Genomic DNA, 16234 nt, shown 5'->3' with positions numbered 1-16234 from the left:
TGCCCGGTCAGTGGAACACGGCTCCGGGACTCAGCCCGTGATGAGGCTCCACAGCGCGCCGGTGCTCGCGTACAGCGCCGCGTCGGTCACCCGCTCGTCCCAATACCGCACCGAGCCGAACTCCGAGCGCCATGCGAGCGCGGCCCGGGTGAACTCGTGCAACCGGTGCTCCCGGGTGGTGCCGATCGCGCCATGCAGCTGGTGGGCGTTGCGCACCACCACCGACGCCGCATGGCCGACGCACGAACGCGACACGGCCACCAGGAAATCCAAGTCGGGTGTCGACCAGTCGCCGGTGACCGCGGCGTGCAGCGCGGCCTCGGTCGCCGCTCGGGCCAGTGCGGCCTCGGCGGCAGCATCCGAGATCAGGCTCTGTATGGCTTGGAACTTCGCGAGGGGGCGGCCGAACTGGACCCGTGCGGTCACATGCTCGACACACAGCTGCAGGATGCGGTCGAGGGCGGCACTGGCCTGGATGGATCGGACCAGGGCCGCTTTCATCCCAAGCTGGTCGATGAGCGCCCGGTCCACCGGAATCCCGTCCAGCCCGGCCAGATCGGCGGCCACTGTGTCTCGCGGTTCGCCGATCAGGTTGCTACCCGGAGTGATCGAGAGCCGCGCGGCGGCGACGTCGGCGACCTGGCGGCCGCCCCCGCCGCGCCAGACGACGACGATCCGATCTGCCGAAGCCGCCCAGGGCACCGCGGTCGCAGTGCCCCGATTGTCGAGCACGCATACGGTCCGAACCGCATCGTCGACCGGAATACCGGCCGCGTCCAATAGCCAGCATGCCAATAAATCGTGCTCGGCCAACGGGATTCGCACCCCGTGATCAACGGCCGCAGCCAGAAGTTCGGCCGCTTCATACCAGTTTGCCCCGCTGCCGCCGTGCTGTTCCGGACCGGTCAAACGCACCAGACCGAGCTCGTCGAGGTGACGCCACAACAGCGGGTCCCGCTCGATCGTTGCCAAGGGCGGATGCGTGTCCCGGTAATCGGCAAAAACCGCCCCCATCATGTCGACGAGGGCGCTGTCGACCGACGGCCCGGCGCTCATCGCAAGCCCAATCCGCGCGCCAGGACGCCACGCAGCACCTCGTTGGTGCCGCCGCGCAGCGTGAAACCGGGTCGCTGATCCACGGCCGCACGTACCAGATGGGCGAACAGGGAATCGGGGGAGTCCTGCAGATCGGCGAACTCCGCGATATCACCCTCGGTGGTGGTGCCCAGCACCTTGACGACCGCCGCGGGTAGGTCCGCCGGCTCGTGTCGTTCCAGCGCACCGGCCACCGCCGTGGACATCCGGTGCAACCCGGCGATGCGCGCCACCAGACGTCCCAGATTCGGATCGCGGGGTATGGCGTTGGACGCCATCCGGTCGGCGCAGGCCGACAACAGCACGAACGTGGACAGGAACCGCTCGGGTCCACTGCGTTCGAAGGCGAGTTCCGAGGTCACCTGCCGCCAACCGTTGCCGATGTCGCCGAACACCAGGTCGTCGGGGACGAACGCCGAGTCCAGGATCACCTCGTTGAAGTGGTGGGCGCCGTTCATCGACACGATCGGCCTGATCTCGATGCCGGGCCCGTGCAGGTCGACGATGAACTGACTGAGCCCGGCATGGCGTTGCTCGGGATCCACCGGCGCGGTGCGCGCCAGCGCGATGAACCAGTGCGCCAGGTGCGCCCCCGACGTCCAGACCTTGGTGCCGGTCAGCGACCAGCCGCCGTCGACGCGCTCGGCCCTGGTGCGCACGCTGGCCAGGTCCGAGCCGGAGTCGGGCTCGCTCATGCCGATGCCGAAGAAGCACTCGCCGCGAACGATTCGCGGCAGGAACTCCGACTTCTGGTCTTCGGTGCCGTATTTGAGCAGCGACGGCACAATCTGACGGTCCGCGATCCAGTGCGCGGCCACCGGGGCGCCGGCCGCCAACAGTTCCTCGGTCACGACGAAACGATCCAAAAACGAGCGTCCGTGCCCGCCGTATTCGACCGGCACGGTCATGCCCAGCCAACCGCGCGCGGCGAGCGCGGCGGTGAACTTCTCGTCCCAGCCCGTCAGCCAGGCATCGATCGATGGTGTGAACGCCCCGGCGGCCAGTTGGTCGGCTAGGAAATCGCGCACTTCGGTGCGCAGGCCTGCGGTCGCCGCGGCGTCGACGCCGGCGGGCGGCACCAAGCGGGGCAGCGTCATCAGCGCGTCTGCCACTTCTGGATGCGTTGCCCGTGTTCGGCGGAGGCGTGGGCCAGCGGCTGCATGGCCGCGGCCATGCCCAGCGTGGCGTCGAGCGTGCCCGTGCGTGACTCTCGTAGGAGCCGCTTGGCCATGCGCAGTGCATGGGGCGGATTTTTGCTGATCCGCTCGGCCAATGCCTGTGCCTGGGTGAGCAGTTCGTCGTGCGGCACCACCCGGCTGACCATGCCCCATGCCAGGGCGGTCGCCGCGTCCACGCGGTCGCCGGTGAATGTCATCTCGGCGGCGCGCTCATATCCCACCGCACGCGGCAGGAACCAGGTACCTCCGTCTCCGGGAATCAGACCGAGCTGCACGAAGCTCTCGGCGAATGACGCGCGTTCCGAGGCGATCCGGATGTCGCACATCATCGCCAGGTCGCAGCCGGCGCCCACGGCGGCCCCGTTGACCGCGGCGATCAGGGGTACCTCCAGCAGGTCCAGCGCCCGCGGGATGCGCTGGATTCCGGCGATGTAGGCGTGCCGCTGGTCCAGTGCGTCCAGGCCGAACATGCCGTCACGGTCGGCCATCTCCTTGACATTGCCGCCGGCGGAGAAGATCTTGCCTGCTCCGGTGAGGATGACCGCGCGGATCGAGGTGTCGGCGTTGGCGGCGTAGACGGCCTCCTCGAACGCGGCGATGAAATCGTGGCCGGTGATCGCATTGCCCACCTCGGGCAGGTTGATCGTCCAGACCTGAGTCAGTCCGCTCGCGGCGATATCGAGAGGCGCGTTCATGCTGGCAACTGTAGAGACTTGGTCTGCAGGTACTCCTCGAACCCGGCGCGGCCCAGTTCGCGGCCGATGCCGGATTTCTTGTAACCACCGAAGGGCGCGACAGGGTTGTACTTGCCGCCGTTGATGTCGAGCTGACCGGTTCGTACACCGCGGGCGAAGGCGATCGCGCGCTCGGTGTCGCCGGCCCACACCGCGCCGGACAGGCCGTACGGGGTGCCGTTGGCGATCCGCAGAGCGTCGGCGTCGTCGTCGAACGGTATGACCGCCAGCACCGGACCGAACACCTCCTCCTGGCCCAGCTCCGAGTCGGGGTCGACGTCGGCGAACACCGTCGGTGCCACGTAATAGCCCACCTCGCGGACCTTCTCGGATCCGCCGGTGACCAGCCGCGCGCCGTCGCGCTGCGCGCGCTCGATGTAGCCGCGCACGGTGTCGAACTGCTTGGCCGAAGCCGACGGGCCGATCCGGGTCGCCGGATCGAACGGGTCACCCACGGTGTACTTGGCCGTCGCGACCCGAGCCACCTCCAGTGCCTCGTCGTAGCGCGACCTGGGCACCAGCATTCTGGTCCAGGCCATGCAGGTCTGGCCCCCGTTGAGGAAGGCGTTGCTGACGCCCACCTTGACCGCGGTGGCCAGGTCGGCATCATCGAGGATCACGTTGGCCGACTTTCCGCCCAATTCCAGGGCTACCTTCTTGACTGTGCGCCCGGCCAATTCGCCGACTCGGGCGCCGACGCCGGTGGAACCGGTGAACGAGACGAAGTCGACGTCGGGATGATCGGCGAGCCGCTCGCCGATCAGCTGCCCGCCGCCCGACACCAGGTTCACCACCCCGGCGGGAAGGCCCGCCTCCTCGACGGCCTCCACGAACTCGAACACCGACAGGGGCGCCTCGTTACTGGGCTTGAGCACCACCGTGCAGCCGGCGGCGATCGCCGGCAGCACCTTGGCAACCACTTGATACAGCGGATAGTTCCACGGGGTGATCGCCCCGACCACGCCGTAGGGTTCCCGGACGACCAGCGAATTGCCTACGCGCTCTTCGAATTCGAAGGTGTCCAGCACCTCGGCGAAACCCCGGGCTACCGCCAGCGGCACTTGGGTCTGCACGGTTTGGGCGATGCGCAGCGGCGCGCCCATCTCCCGGGCGATGGTCTCGGCGATGTCGGGCAGTCGCTTTTCCATCGCGGCGATCACCTCGGCAATCCGCTCGCGACGCTCGGCGATGCCGATCAGCGGGTCGAACGCGCGCTGGGCGGCGGCTACCGCGGCGTCGACGTCGGCCGTGGTGGCCGCGGGCACCGACCCGATCGGCTTCTCGGTCGAGGGGTCGATCACCTCGATGGCGTCACGCCCGTCGGGCTCGACCCACTTTCCGTCGATGAACAGCGTGCTGCGGTCGTAGTTGTGCATGGTCTTCTTTCGGTTTTCGATCAGGGGATGATGCTGGCGCGGACGTCGCGCTTGCCTTCGGCGGCCGCGAATGCCTCGTTGATGTCGTCGAGCGAATAGCATGCCGCGGCAAGGCGGTTGAGTGGCAGCCGGTCTTGGTTCTGTTCCAGGAAGGTCAGCGCCCGCGACAACACCTCCGGGGCATAGAGGGAGACGCCGATCATCGTCTTGTTCCCGAACACGAACCGGGAGGGGTCGAACTCGAAGGTCTTGCCGATGTTGATGTTGCCGATCTCGACGTAGCGGCCGAATTGGCCGAGCAGCTTGAGCCCTTCGTCGATCGCCGACGGGTGGCCGACCACTTCGACCACGACGTCGGCGCCCTGCCCGTCGGTCAGTGTGCGCACGATCCTGGCCCGGTCTTTGACCTCGGTCACGTCGGTTATGTCGATGACGTTGTCGGCGCCGAAAGCGGTTGCCAGTTCCAGGCGTTCGGGAACGCCGTCGATGGCGATGACGGTACCGGCGCCGCGCGCCTTGGCGACCGCGATCGCGTACAAACCGAGCGCGCCCGCGCCCTGCACCACGACCGTTTCCCCGAGTTGCAGATCAATCCGCTCGAGACCGTACATCACTTGGGATAGTGCACAATTGGCGCCGGCGGCGTTATCGTCGGACACGCTGTCCGGCACTTTGTAGAGCACCGCCCCGGCCGGCAGCAGGTAATAGTCGGCGTAGCCGCCGACGAAGTAAGGCGGTTCGTCGGCGCGGCCGAGCATCGCCATCTTCAGGCTGATGCAGGCGTTGCGCCTGCCGGCCAGGCAATTTCGGCATCGGTGGCAGCAGAAGAAGTAGGGGAAGACGACACGGGTGCCGAGCTGCAGCGGTCTGCCGTTGGAATCCGTGCTGACACCGTCGCCGAGCGCTTCGACCGCGCCGACCATTTCGTGACCCAGGACGGTGGGCAGTTGACCGCCCAGGCCCCGGGTGGCGAAGGTGCCGTGCCAGGCGTGCACGTCCGAGCCGCAGATGTTGGCCCGGGCGACCTTGACCAGGATTTCGCCGGTGCCCACATCGGACAGGGTTACCGTTTCTATTTCGAAGGGCTTTCCCGGCCCATCGAATCGCGCTATGCGGCCTTTGTGCATCGGAAGTGAATTCCTTTCGGGCAGAGCAATATCGAGATCAGCAGGGCACCTGATTTTCCAGGGTGAAACGCTCCCGAAGCAACCGTTTGAGCAACTTACCGCTAGGGTTCTTCGGCAGCGCGTCCACGAAGAAGACGCGTTTGGGTGCCTTGAATCCGGCCAGGTGCTCCCGGCAATGCGCGACGAGGTCATCCTCGGTCATCTGGGCGCCGTCGCGCGCGACCACGGCGGCCACCACGGCCTCCACCCACACCGGGTGGGGCAGGCCGAACACCGCGACTTCTTGAACACCGTTGTGCCGGTAGATGATTTCCTCGACCTCTCGGCTGGCTACGTTTTCGCCACCGGTCTTGATCATGTCCTTCTTACGGTCGACGACCTGCAGCAGTCCGTGCTCATCGTAGTAACCCAAGTCCCCGGAGTGGAACCAGCCGCCTCGGAAGGCCTCGGCGGTGCGTTCCGGGTCGTCGAGGTAGCCCGGCGTCAAATGCGGGCTGCGGTGGGCGATTTCGCCGACTATGCCGGTGGCGACGGGATTGTCCTCGTCGTCGAGGACCACCGTTTCGACGTTGACCACCGGCCGGCCGGCGGACCCGGCGTGCGCGTCCTGCTCGTCGGGTCCCAGTGCGGAGGCCAGCGGCGCCATCTCGGTCTGGCCGTAGAAGTTCCACAATCGCAGAGCCGGTAGCCGGTCGCGGATCTCGTGCAGGATTTCCACCGGCATCGCCGAGGCGCCGTAGTAGCCCTTACGCAGGCTGGACAAGTCCACCTGATCGAACAGCGGTGAACGCAGCAGCGAGATCCACACCGTCGGGGGAGCGAAGTAATTGGTGACCCGGTAGCGCTCCATCGTGCGCAACACCGCTTCGGGCTCGGGCCGCGGCAGGATGATGCTGGTGGCGCCGAGGTAGACATCGGTGGCCAGAAAGTTGTCAAGCTGGGCGCAGTGGTACAGCGGCAGCGAGTGGATCTCGACGTCGTCCTGCGACATCTCGCCGGCGACGATCGTGCTGACGTACTGCCACATCAGGCTGCGGCCGGTGTGGATGGCGGCCTTGGGACGGGACTCGGTTCCACTGGTGTACATCAACCGCACCGGCTGGTCGTCGTCAATGCACGGGTTCGGGGCAGGCGTGTCGGTGGTCAGCCACTGGGCGAAGTCGGCCCACCCCGCCGCGGGCCGGCGTCCGGTGGGTACCAGAGCGACCTTGGTCCGCACCACACCAGTGCGCCGGATCGCCTCCTCGGCGGTCTCGGTCAGCTCCGCTTCGACGATGAAACCGGTGACCCGGCTGTGACCAAGGATGTAGGCGATCTCCTCGGCGGTCAGCATGAAATTGACCGGAACCAGGACCACGCCGGCGCGCGCCGTCGCGAATGCGAGCACGGCGTACTGCCAGCAGTTCCGAGATAACAGGGCGATCCGATCGCCGACCTGAAAATTGTTGTCGCGCAACGCGGCCGCCGCGCGGTCCACCAGATGGTTGAATTCGGCGAAGGTCAAAACGACATCGCCGTCGATGATCGCGATCTTGTCCGGCTGCCGGAGGGCCGAGCGCCGGGGAAGGTCGCCGAGTCCGTGGCTACGCGCCCTGGCGATCGAGGTATCGAGGTCATCCGGCTGCATGGCCGTCACGGTAAGCGCCGATTCAACTGATCGGGTCGTGCGTGTCCCGCTGAGTAGACAAGGGGCCTGCCCACGGTTGCGAAGCACACCGATACTCGTTGCCATGAGCACTGGTGTCCCCGTCACGACCGACAACGCCGGACAAGCGGATCTGGACCCCCGAGAAGTCGACGAGCTTCGGGCCAACCTGCGCCAAGCGGACCCCGGCGTACTGGTCGCTGTGCTGGCGCAGCTGACCGGGGACCCGGCCGTGGCCGAGCGGTTCGCGTCCAAGATCAGCTACGTGCCCGATCCGCCTGAGCAGGCCGGTGTCACCGACCCGGAGACGGCCAGGCAACTCATCGACGAAATCGTCACGGCGTTGGGGTCGCCCCGACCGGCGGATGCGGTTCCCGCCGATGATCTCGACCTGTTCGCCCGTGTCGCCCCCGTTGCGCTCGGGGGAGAGATCGGCCCGGAATATCTGCACCTGCTGCTCGAGCAGGGCGGATTTCAGCCCTCGCAACCGGTGCTACCGCGCACCGCAAAGCTCCCCGAGGATTTCCGTGTGGTCATCATGGGCGCGGGCATCGCTGGGATAACCGCCGCGCTCGCGTGTGCCGACGCCGGTATCGACTATCAGATCATCGAGCGAAACGACGAGGTGGGCGGCACTTGGTACACCACAACGTATCCCGGCATCGGGGTGGATACACCGTCGGCGTATTACTCGCTGTCGCGCGACATCAACGGCGACTGGTCGAGCTACTACCCGCAGGGCGCGGAATACCAGGCCTATCTCGTGTCCGTGGCGGACAAGAACGACCTGCGCAAGCGCACCCGCTTAGGTACCGAGGTGGAAGCCCTGTGGTGGAACGAGCGGCGCCGGCAATGGCAGATACACTCGGTCGGCCCGGATGGGATGCGCGACGTCAGTTATGCCAACGTTGTCATCCCGGCGGCAGGCTACCTCAACCGGCCGCGTTGGCCGGATCTGCCCGGCCGCGAAACGTTCTCAGGAATTTCCATCCATTCCGCGCAGTGGGATCGCGAGCTCGATCTCACGGGTAAGAGGGTCGCGATCATCGGGGCGGGTTGCACCGCGGTCCAAATCGTCGACGCGACCGTGGACCAGGTCGCCCAGATGACGGTGTTTCAGCGCCAGCCGCATTGGGTCGCACCGCGACGGCGTGCGTCCGACGATGTTCCCACCCACCAGCGCTGGCTGGGCACCCGGTTGCCGTACTACGCCAATTGGGTTCGGCTCAAATCGTATTGGGGGACATCGGACAACAACTATCCGGTGATCCTGCACGACCAGGAATGGGCGGGCGAACATCTGTCGATCTCGCCGGCCAACGACGTCTTGCTGAAGATGTGCCAGGAATACATCGATCGTGTGTTCGGCGCGGGAAGCGAGCTCGCGCGCAAGGTGACGCCCGACTTCGCTCCCTACGGCAAGCGGATCATTCGCGACCCCGGCGGCTACTACGCGGCGCTGGCCCGCGACCACGTCGACGTGGAGGCCAGTGAGCCGGCCCGGGTGAACGAGGCCGGGATCGTCACGGCGGACGGCAGACAGATCGACCTCGACGTCATCATCTACGCGACCGGCTACTACCTGGATTTCCTTTCCACCGTGGATATTCGGGGCCGAGATGGCACGAAGCTGACCGACGAGTGGGGCGACGCCCCCCGGGCCTACCGCGGCGGGATGGTGCCCGGATTCCCCAACATGTTCATTTCCTCGGCACCCAACTACAGCCCCGGACACGGCGCCGGTCACAACTTCGGCGTCGAGGTGATGGTGCACTACGTGATGGAATGCCTGCAGTTGATGGCGTTGCGCCAGGCCGCAACCATCGAGGTGACGCAGCGCGCCTACGAGAGCTACGTAGCCAAGATCGATGCGACCATGGCCGGCACCGTGTGGTGCCACACCCCGTCGGCGCACACCTATTACCGTTCGGGCGGGGGCCGGATCGTGACCGCCTTCCCGTACCGTCTGGTGGATTTCTGGCACGACCACCGCGCCCCCATCGAGTCGGATCTCGAGCTCAGATGAATGGAATACTTTGTGGCAAAACGGCTTTGGTGACCGGAAGTAGTCGGGGCATCGGCCGGGCCATCGCGCAGCGGCTGGCCGCCGAGGGTGCCACGGTGGCCGTCACCGCCCGATCGCACGCCCCCTCTTTGTCGATGCGGGCCGGTACGACCGCCGCCCTGCCCGGTACCATCGGCGAAACGGTGGGGCTGATCAAGGCCGCCGGGGGGTCGGCCTTTGGCATCGCGAGCGATCTGGAGGACGCCGCGCAACGCGACGTCTTGGTCGACGCGGTCCTCGACCGCACCGGCCGCATCGACATCCTGGTCAACAACGCCGGTTTCGCCGACTACTCGGTGGTCGAGGACATGAGCCTCGACACGTTCGACCGCACCGTGGAGCACTACCTTCGGACACCGTTTGTGTTGACCAAAGCCGCTGTGCCGCATATGCGTAAGCAAGGCGCCGGATGGATTGTCAACATAGGCTCGGTTACCGGAGTGGCACCGGTGCGCCCCTACCGCGAATACAACAAAACTTCTGGCGACGTCATCTACGCGTCATGCAAGGCGGCGCTGCACCGCTTCACGCAGGGCGTGGCGGCCGAACTCCTCGACGCCAACATTGCGGTGAATTGCGTCGGCCCATCGACGGCTGTTCGCACACCCGGTGCCGCGCAGCTGATCCCGGATTCGTTCCCGACCGAACCGGTGGAGTATTTAGCCGAGACGGTGCTGGCGATGTGCCATGTTCCGGCCGCGCAGCGTACGGGCCTGGTTGCGTTCAGTTTGCATTACCCGTGGTCGCAACAATTGCCGGTGCACAGCCTCGACGGCACGACGGTGTTGTCGCCAATGCAGCCACCGGCGACGGCCAATCCGAACATCCTTTCCGCGGGGATCTGAGGCGATCTTCACGCTGACGCGTATCGCCGATCAGGCGGGACGGTGCTCGGCTCCCTTGGCCAAAGCGGCCGCCATTCTGGGCATGCTCGCGCGTAGCATCAACCAGATCAAGGGGCCGGTGAAGGGAATCCGCGGGCGGAATGTCGCCCGCCAGACAATAAGCGATCCGCCGGCTCGCTCGTTGATGTGAACATCGGCGCGATGGTCGGCGACCGGGATTCCGGACAGGATGCTGTAGGCATGGTGATGCGGCCCGTCGTCAATCAGGATCTTCTCGCGCATGGTCAAACCACTCACATTGACCTTGCGTAGGCGGCCTTGCTGTGTGCCGGAAGTTCCCGGACCCTCCCAACAGGCGCTGCGCGCACCGGACAACCAATCCGGCCACCGCTCGGCATCGACGAGAAGGTCATAGACGACCTCCGGCGGCGCAGCGCATGCCCGTTGGAACCGAATTGAGTAGTGCATCGCGTGGATTATCCACCGGGCCGAAGAACGGCCGCGTCGCTCCGGCAGAAACTGTGGCAGACGCGATCGCGCACGATGATCTCGGGACACTCGGGGTCGAACCAGCGATCCACCACCGCCCAGTGGATCGGATGCATCAGATACGGGCCCATCAACCCGCCTGCGTCGGTGAAGAGTTGTTCGAACACGTGGGTCCACGCCGAGATACCGGTCGCCTCCTCGACCCGGCTGAGCTGCCAGTCGGTGATGGTGCGCACGTAGCGCGGCATCCGTTGCAGGTCAGCCTCGAAACGCGCGATGGTGGCCTGGTCGGTGCCGGTGAGCACGCTTAACAGCAGTGCCCGGTACACGGTTGCGGGCTGGTCTCTCCGGTGTGCCGGCATTCCCGAGTAGGCCGCACCGTTCACCCGGCTGACCGCGGGGTCACCCAAGACCTCGCCAAAACATCCGGCCGCGCGATCCCACTGATCTTTGGAGGCGAAGCGCAGGTGGGCGAGGATGTCGCCGCCATTGCGCGAACCGGGCAGGGTGGGTTCCACCATCCAGCGCAATGGTGCAGCGTTGGAAGCCGCGTCGCGCAACTCGTCGAGCATCCGGTCGCGGTCGGGTTCGGCGACGTCGATCAGGCGGGTGACGCTATACATCGCAGAGTCCGTCCACGTCGTCGGCCGCCGCGGCGAAGGACCGCGACCGCTCGGCGACCAACTCGCCTATCCGCGACCACCATTCGCCGAGCGTCGGGTCGGGGCGGCCTTTCCAGGTCATCTCCCACCACGCCTGCGTACTCGGCAGCGTCCAGCTGACCGTGACGACGTTGCTGTCGTCGTCGAACCAGATCGGTGGGCTGACGAGAATGTCCCGCAACGTCATGCCACGTGCCCGCGCCCCGGGGGCGTACTCGGCGAGGTAGGCCTCGACGAATCGGCGGGCACATCCGGGTCGGGTCACCACGCGGTCGATCACGAAGATGTCGCCGTCGGCCATAGTCCGACCGTAGGACACCCACGTGGGCCCGCGTCGCCGGCTCCCGGCCATCGGGAAGGTGCCGTTGACCGTCGCCGCATGCGGAGTAAAGGTGGCCGCATGAGCGCAGTGCAGCCGGAGCCCTTCGCCCCCGCAGCCCTGGGTCCAGTGACCTTGCGCAACCGAGTGATCAAGGCCGCCACGTCGGAAGGCCGTTCGCCGCACGGCCTGGTCACCGACGACTTGATCGAGTTCCACCGCGCCTTTTCCCGCGGAGGCGTCGGTATGACGACGGTCGCCTATTGCTGTGTCTCCGCGGAAGGGGCCAGCGCACCCGGGCAGATCGTGATGAGCGAGGCCGCCCTGCCCGGCCTGCGAAAGCTGGCCGACACGGTCCACCGGGACGGGGCCGCGATCTCGGCGCAATTGGGTCACGCCGGTGTCGTGGCGCACAAGAAGCTGACCGGGGTGACCCCGGTGGCACCGAGCAGGTTCATCAATCCCGCGTCGATGAGTTACTGCCGCGAGATCACCCGCGACGAAATCGCGAGGGTGGTCGACCAGTTCGGTGCGGCGGCCCGGGTCGCGGCCGAGGCGGGCTTCGACGCCGTGGAACTGCATTTCGGCCATCTGTACCTGCCTAGCTCGTTTTTGAGCCCGCTGATCAACCGGCGCAGGGACGAGTACGGCGGCGACATCGACAACCGGTCGCGGTTCTGCCGTGAGATCGCCCGACGCGTGCGCGACGTGATCGGCGACCGCATCGCGGTAACCGCGAAGCTCGACATGGACGACGGTGTGCCCGGCAGCATCTGGGTCGACGAGGCGCTGCGCACCGCCGCGCTGCTCGACGCCGATGCGACCCTCGATGCGATCGAATTGACGCAGGGTTCTTCGGTTTTCAAGCCCATGTACCTGTTTCGTGGTGACGTCCCGGTCAGGGAGTTCGCCAAGGTCATGCCGCAGCCCATGCGCACCGGGATCCGGTTCATCGGAAGGTGGGCGATGGGCGACTACCCCTACCGCGACCTCTACATGCTGGAGAATGCCCGCCAATTCGTCCCGGTCATGCGCAACACCAAGCTGATCCTGTTGGGTGGCATCACCAATCGTGAGCACGCCGAGACCGGGATGCGCGAAGGTTTCGATTTTGTGGCGATGGGGCGGGCGCTGCTGCGCGAACCCGACCTGGTCTCCAAGATGGTCACTGATCCGGCCGCCCGCAGCCGGTGCACACACAACAACAAGTGCATGGTCACCGTGTTCGGCCGGACCCATTGCGTGCTGGATCCCGGGCAGCGTTACGGTGCGGCAAAAATGTTGCCTGCTAACGGGTTACCGCTGCAGCAGCTCGACTAGGCCGGCGGCTGCATCTTTGCGTGCCCGCTGAGCGATGTCGAGCATCGGCATCGTCATAAACCCATGGATTCCGCCCTCGTAATGCAATTGCACGGTCGGCACGCCGGCCGCCGTCAGCGCGGCACCGTAAGCCAGGCCCTCGTCGCGCAGGGGGTCGTGGCCGGCGATCACCAAGACGGCAGGCGGTAGTCCGCGTAGGTCGGCGTTGAGGGGGGCGGCGTAGGGGTGCGTGCGGTCCTCATGCGACGGCACGTAGGAATCCCAGTACCACTGCATCGCCGGTTTCGGGTTGTAGTAGCCCTGGCCGAACGTTCGGTAGGACTCGGTGTCGAAGTCGGGCGCGATCACCGGGTAGAGCAGCAGTTGGGCGGCAGGCATGGGTCCACCGCGGTCGCGGGCCATGATCGCGGTGACCGCGGCCAGATTGCCCCCGGCGCTGTCGCCGCCCACGACCTGATGCCCGGGATCGCCGCCTAGCGCAACGGCGTTTTCGGCGGCCCAACAGGTCACGGCGTACATGTCCTCGGCGGCCGCCGGCCACGAATTCTCCGGAGCCAACCGGTAGTCGACTGAAATCACAACGGCTGGAACAAGGTTGGCGATGTTACGGCATAAGCCATCGTGACTGTCCAGGTCGCAGAACACAAATCCGCCGCCGTGCGCGTAGACCACGATGGGGAGTGGACCCGCGGCGCCGGGCCGGTACACGCGCACGGGAACCTGGCCAACCCGGCCGTCGACCGTGCGATCGGCGACCTCGGCGATGGGTTCGGGCTGGGCCGACGGTACGAATCTCGACTTGATCAGTGCTCTGGCCTGCGCCCCGGTCATGTCCTGCACCGGGGGGAAGCCGTCGTCCAGTTGTTGCAGGATGTCGGCGATCTGCGGGTCGAGGCTCACGCGAACTGCAGAGCCGGGCGGGGCGCCGGGGCCGCGTGCTGGGGCCGATGCGGAAGCAACGGCCGCAGCGGCTGCAGAGTCGGGGCAACTCGTTGCGGGCCGTCTTCCACATTGCGCCAGATGCCCATCGCGGTCATGCGCACGGGAGCCGCGAGCCGCTGGTCGAACCTCATGCGGTTCATGGGTCCGCACACCGAGACCGCGGCGACGGCCTCACCGGGGCCCCCGATGGGCGCTGCAACACAGCCGAAGCCGAGCAGCGATTCTTCGCGCTCGAATGCGACGCCGTGCGCCCGGACTTTGGCCAGCTCGGCTGCCAGCTGCGGGGTGGTGGAAATCGAGTATTTGGTCAGACGAGCCTGGGGACCGACCTGGCCCGTCCGGTGGGCGTCCTCGCCCTCGTAGGCCAGGATCGCCTTACCGATCGCGGTGCAGTGAGCGGGCTGCCGACCACCGACACGGGTCGGGATCACGCCGGCCATTTGATCGCCGATCTTCTCGAGATAGACCACGTCGGCACCGTCAAGGACCGCAAGATGCACGACAAGTCCTGTGGCGCGGTGCAATTCGCCCAACAGGGGACCGGCGGCGCGCACCAGGCGGTCCTGATGCACGGCCAGCGAGCCCAGCTCGACGAGCCGCATGCCGAGCTCGTAGTCGCGGCCGTTGCGACGCAGCCAGCGCAGCTGCACCAGGCGCTCGAGCATCCGATGAGCCGATGACCGGGGTAGGCCGGTGCGCCGGACGATCTGGGCCAGCGTGAGGCGCCCCGGGCCGTCGAACGCGTCCAGGACGAGCGAGATGCGGTCGATGACCGCCGTGGGCGCGGCGGATTCCGTGGTGTCGGCGGTCGGAGCCATCGATCAGTCCTCCAATACATCTGTGTATCTGGATGGCATATTCCTATTAGGAATATCTATTCCTATCACACTCGTGTGGTTGCTGTCACACGCCACACGAACAATCGCCGCCGGACTCGGTCATGTCCGACGGCGATCAAGTGATCGGGTGCTGGTCAGCCCTTGGCGGCGGACCGTCCGGCGCGGCGACCGTAGAAGCTGCCGTCACCGAGCGAGACGCCGCTGGCGTACCCCCACGCGGCCAGGCCGGCGGTGCAGCGCCCGGCGGCGAAGAGCCCCGGGATGGGTTCGCCGCTGACGTGCAGCACCTCGGCGTCCAGCGTGGTGGCCAGCCCGCCCAGGGTGAAGCCGCCGGTGTTCTCCCGCAGGTCGACGGCGCCGACGGGGGAGCCGATCGGCTTGATCCACTCCGGCTTCTTGTGCAGCAGCGGATCCTCGCCGCGCGCGGCGCCCTCGTTGTACGCGGCCACCGTCGCCTGCAGCGAGCCGGGCGGCAGCCCCATGTCGCGCTCCAGGTCGGCGACGCTGTCGGCCACCCAGGTCGCCGGGCGCAGCATGAACTTCGGCGACCACGAGGCCATCGCCTCCTCTTGCGCATCGCCGTCGATGATCAGGTAGGCGACGTTGTCCTGCTGGTAGAGGGTGAGCTGCCCGATCCGGCCCGGGTAGGTGTCCTCGGCGACGTAGCGCTGCCCGCGGCCGTTGACCAGGATGCCGCGCACCAGCTGCTGCGGGTCGATGAAGATCGCGACCTCGGTGGCGTCCATGTGCGCCAGGTCGGCGCCCAGCGCCTGCGCCATCCGGATCGCCTGCCCGTCGTGCTGCTCGATGGAGGCGGCCGGCCGGCCGGCGATCCGCGGCGCATACCGCTGGACCATCGCTTCGTTGTAGGCGAAGCTGCCCGTCGCCAGCACCACCCCGGACCGCGCCCGGACGTTCATCTCGGTGCCGTACTTTCGGGCGCGGATGCCGACCACCCGGCCGTCGGACTCCACGATCAGCCGCGACACCCGCACGTCGTAGCGCGCCCGCGTGCCGGCCGCGGTCGCGGTCTCCACCAGCGGCTTCATCAGCATGTAGCCGGCGCTGGCCTCGCCCTGCTTCTTGTTCTGCATCTGCGGGACGTGCCCGCGCGGCGCGGGGGAGGCAATGGTGTTGAACGGGAACGAGTTCTCGCCGCCGCTGTACATCAGCCCCTGATCGCCCATCGGCTCCCAGCCGGGCTCGGAGAAGAACTCGGCCTTGAAGGGGACGCCGCACCCGACCAGCCAGTCGAAGTGCGCGACGCTGCCCGCGCAGTAGTCGGCGATCCTGTTCTCGTCGGCGCCGGGCCCCATCGCGACGTTGAGGAAGGCCGCCATGTTGTCGACGGAATCGGTGAAGCCACAAGCGGTTTGGATCGGGGTGCCGCCGCCGAGATAGATGAACCCGCCGGCCATCGACGCCGCGCCGCCCCAGGAGCCGGTGCGCTCCAGCACCAGCACGTCGGCGCCGGAGCCGGGCGCCGCCCCCCCCCCCGCCCCGCCCGCGCCCCCCGGGGCCGCGCCGACGCCCGGCGGCGCGGGGCCCCCCCCGGTGGTTGACCCCCCCCCGCCCGGGGGGCCGGGGCCGTGGGGGTT

General features: G+C 67.2%; 15 protein-coding genes. 3 read left to right on the top strand and 12 right to left on the bottom strand.

Annotation, left to right across the window (positions count from 1 at the left end):
* Window positions 1–30 precede the first annotated feature (30 nt).
* From A5732_RS13110 to A5732_RS13085, 6 genes are read right to left on the bottom strand one after another with little or no spacing between them, the layout of a single operon-like run.
* Entirely contained in the window at window positions 31–1056 is a 1026-nt protein-coding gene (locus A5732_RS13110) for an acyl-CoA dehydrogenase family protein (RefSeq protein WP_076053567.1), read from the bottom strand.
* Entirely contained in the window at window positions 1053–2192 is a 1140-nt protein-coding gene (locus A5732_RS13105; protein ID WP_076102545.1) for an acyl-CoA dehydrogenase family protein, read from the bottom strand. Before A5732_RS13105 ends, A5732_RS13110 begins: the two co-directional genes overlap by 4 nt.
* Window positions 2192–2968 carry a crotonase/enoyl-CoA hydratase family protein gene (locus A5732_RS13100; RefSeq protein WP_076102410.1) on the bottom strand — a complete coding sequence of 259 codons (777 nt, stop codon included), beginning with the start codon at window positions 2966–2968 and terminating at the stop codon, window positions 2192–2194. Before A5732_RS13100 ends, A5732_RS13105 begins: the two co-directional genes overlap by 1 nt.
* On the bottom strand, window positions 2965–4383 hold the full coding sequence (locus tag A5732_RS13095; RefSeq protein WP_076102409.1) for an aldehyde dehydrogenase family protein: 1419 nt from the start codon (window positions 4381–4383) through the stop codon (window positions 2965–2967). Before A5732_RS13095 ends, A5732_RS13100 begins: the two co-directional genes overlap by 4 nt.
* Window positions 4384–4403: 20 nt before the next feature.
* Window positions 4404–5510, bottom strand: coding sequence for a zinc-binding dehydrogenase (locus A5732_RS13090; protein ID WP_076102408.1), 1107 nt, complete (start codon window positions 5508–5510; stop codon window positions 4404–4406).
* Between the two features lie 37 nt (window positions 5511–5547).
* A complete protein-coding gene (locus A5732_RS13085) occupies window positions 5548–7146 on the bottom strand; it encodes an acyl-CoA synthetase (RefSeq protein ID WP_171975017.1) in 1599 nt (532 codons plus the stop codon).
* A gap of 94 nt (window positions 7147–7240) precedes the next feature.
* Between A5732_RS13085 and A5732_RS13080 the strand changes: the two genes are divergently transcribed.
* The gene (locus tag A5732_RS13080; RefSeq protein WP_076053554.1) at window positions 7241–9181 is read left to right on the top strand and encodes a flavin-containing monooxygenase; all 1941 of its coding nucleotides are present in this window, start codon (window positions 7241–7243) and stop codon (window positions 9179–9181) included.
* A complete protein-coding gene (locus A5732_RS13075; protein WP_076102406.1) occupies window positions 9178–10065 on the top strand; it encodes an SDR family NAD(P)-dependent oxidoreductase in 888 nt (295 codons plus the stop codon). The genes A5732_RS13080 and A5732_RS13075 overlap by 4 nt, the downstream gene beginning before the upstream one ends.
* Before the next feature lie 30 nt (window positions 10066–10095).
* Here the strand turns inward: A5732_RS13075 and A5732_RS13070 are convergent, their stop codons facing one another.
* Genes A5732_RS13070 through A5732_RS13060 form a run of 3 tightly spaced genes read right to left on the bottom strand, consistent with a single transcriptional unit; the run spans window position 10096 to window position 11517 of the window.
* On the bottom strand, window positions 10096–10533 hold the full coding sequence (locus A5732_RS13070) for an SRPBCC family protein (protein WP_076053549.1): 438 nt from the start codon (window positions 10531–10533) through the stop codon (window positions 10096–10098).
* Between the two features lie 8 nt (window positions 10534–10541).
* Window positions 10542–11177: a Dabb family protein gene (locus A5732_RS13065; protein ID WP_076102405.1), complete on the bottom strand. Its 636-nt coding sequence runs from the start codon at window positions 11175–11177 to the stop codon at window positions 10542–10544.
* Entirely contained in the window at window positions 11170–11517 is a 348-nt protein-coding gene (locus tag A5732_RS13060; RefSeq protein WP_076053544.1) for a hypothetical protein, read from the bottom strand. The genes A5732_RS13065 and A5732_RS13060 overlap by 8 nt, the downstream gene beginning before the upstream one ends.
* Window positions 11518–11616: 99 nt before the next feature.
* On the opposite strand from A5732_RS13060, the gene A5732_RS13055 reads away from it, so the two are divergent.
* Entirely contained in the window at window positions 11617–12855 is a 1239-nt protein-coding gene (locus A5732_RS13055) for an NADH:flavin oxidoreductase (RefSeq protein WP_076102404.1), read from the top strand.
* On the opposite strand, the gene A5732_RS13050 is transcribed toward A5732_RS13055, so the two are convergent.
* The 3 genes from A5732_RS13050 to A5732_RS13040 all read right to left on the bottom strand — a co-directional run.
* Window positions 12832–13755 carry an alpha/beta hydrolase gene (locus A5732_RS13050; protein ID WP_076102403.1) on the bottom strand — a complete coding sequence of 308 codons (924 nt, stop codon included), beginning with the start codon at window positions 13753–13755 and terminating at the stop codon, window positions 12832–12834. The two genes, A5732_RS13055 and A5732_RS13050, sit on opposite strands and share 24 nt — an antisense overlap.
* Window positions 13752–14615, bottom strand: coding sequence for an IclR family transcriptional regulator (locus tag A5732_RS13045; RefSeq protein ID WP_076053538.1), 864 nt, complete (start codon window positions 14613–14615; stop codon window positions 13752–13754). Before A5732_RS13045 ends, A5732_RS13050 begins: the two co-directional genes overlap by 4 nt.
* A 155-nt stretch (window positions 14616–14770) precedes the next feature.
* The coding region (locus A5732_RS13040; RefSeq protein WP_253189056.1) for an FAD-dependent oxidoreductase at window positions 14771–16234 on the bottom strand (1464 nt) is incomplete at its 5' end.

It is taken from the genome of Mycobacterium colombiense, from assembly GCF_001953985.1.
Classification (GTDB): domain Bacteria; phylum Actinomycetota; class Actinomycetes; order Mycobacteriales; family Mycobacteriaceae; genus Mycobacterium; species Mycobacterium colombiense_B.
The sequence above is the reverse complement of the archived record's forward strand: the minus strand, read 5'-3'. Positions and strand labels throughout refer to the sequence as shown.

Coding starts and splice junctions, on each gene's coding strand:
- A5732_RS13090 (WP_076102408.1), bottom strand. CDS start 5,510: ATGCACAAAGGCCGCATAGCGCGATTCGATGGGCCGGGAAAGCCCTTC.
- A5732_RS13045 (WP_076053538.1), bottom strand. CDS start 14,615: ATGGCTCCGACCGCCGACACCACGGAATCCGCCGCGCCCACGGCGGTC.
- A5732_RS13100 (WP_076102410.1), bottom strand. CDS start 2,968: ATGAACGCGCCTCTCGATATCGCCGCGAGCGGACTGACTCAGGTCTGG.
- A5732_RS13095 (WP_076102409.1), bottom strand. CDS start 4,383: ATGCACAACTACGACCGCAGCACGCTGTTCATCGACGGAAAGTGGGTC.
- A5732_RS13080 (WP_076053554.1), top strand. CDS start 7,241: ATGAGCACTGGTGTCCCCGTCACGACCGACAACGCCGGACAAGCGGAT.
- A5732_RS13065 (WP_076102405.1), bottom strand. CDS start 11,177: ATGTATAGCGTCACCCGCCTGATCGACGTCGCCGAACCCGACCGCGAC.
- A5732_RS13070 (WP_076053549.1), bottom strand. CDS start 10,533: ATGCACTACTCAATTCGGTTCCAACGGGCATGCGCTGCGCCGCCGGAG.
- A5732_RS13110 (WP_076053567.1), bottom strand. CDS start 1,056: ATGAGCGCCGGGCCGTCGGTCGACAGCGCCCTCGTCGACATGATGGGG.
- A5732_RS13075 (WP_076102406.1), top strand. CDS start 9,178: ATGAATGGAATACTTTGTGGCAAAACGGCTTTGGTGACCGGAAGTAGT.
- A5732_RS13060 (WP_076053544.1), bottom strand. CDS start 11,517: ATGGCCGACGGCGACATCTTCGTGATCGACCGCGTGGTGACCCGACCC.
- A5732_RS13105 (WP_076102545.1), bottom strand. CDS start 2,192: ATGACGCTGCCCCGCTTGGTGCCGCCCGCCGGCGTCGACGCCGCGGCG.
- A5732_RS13055 (WP_076102404.1), top strand. CDS start 11,617: ATGAGCGCAGTGCAGCCGGAGCCCTTCGCCCCCGCAGCCCTGGGTCCA.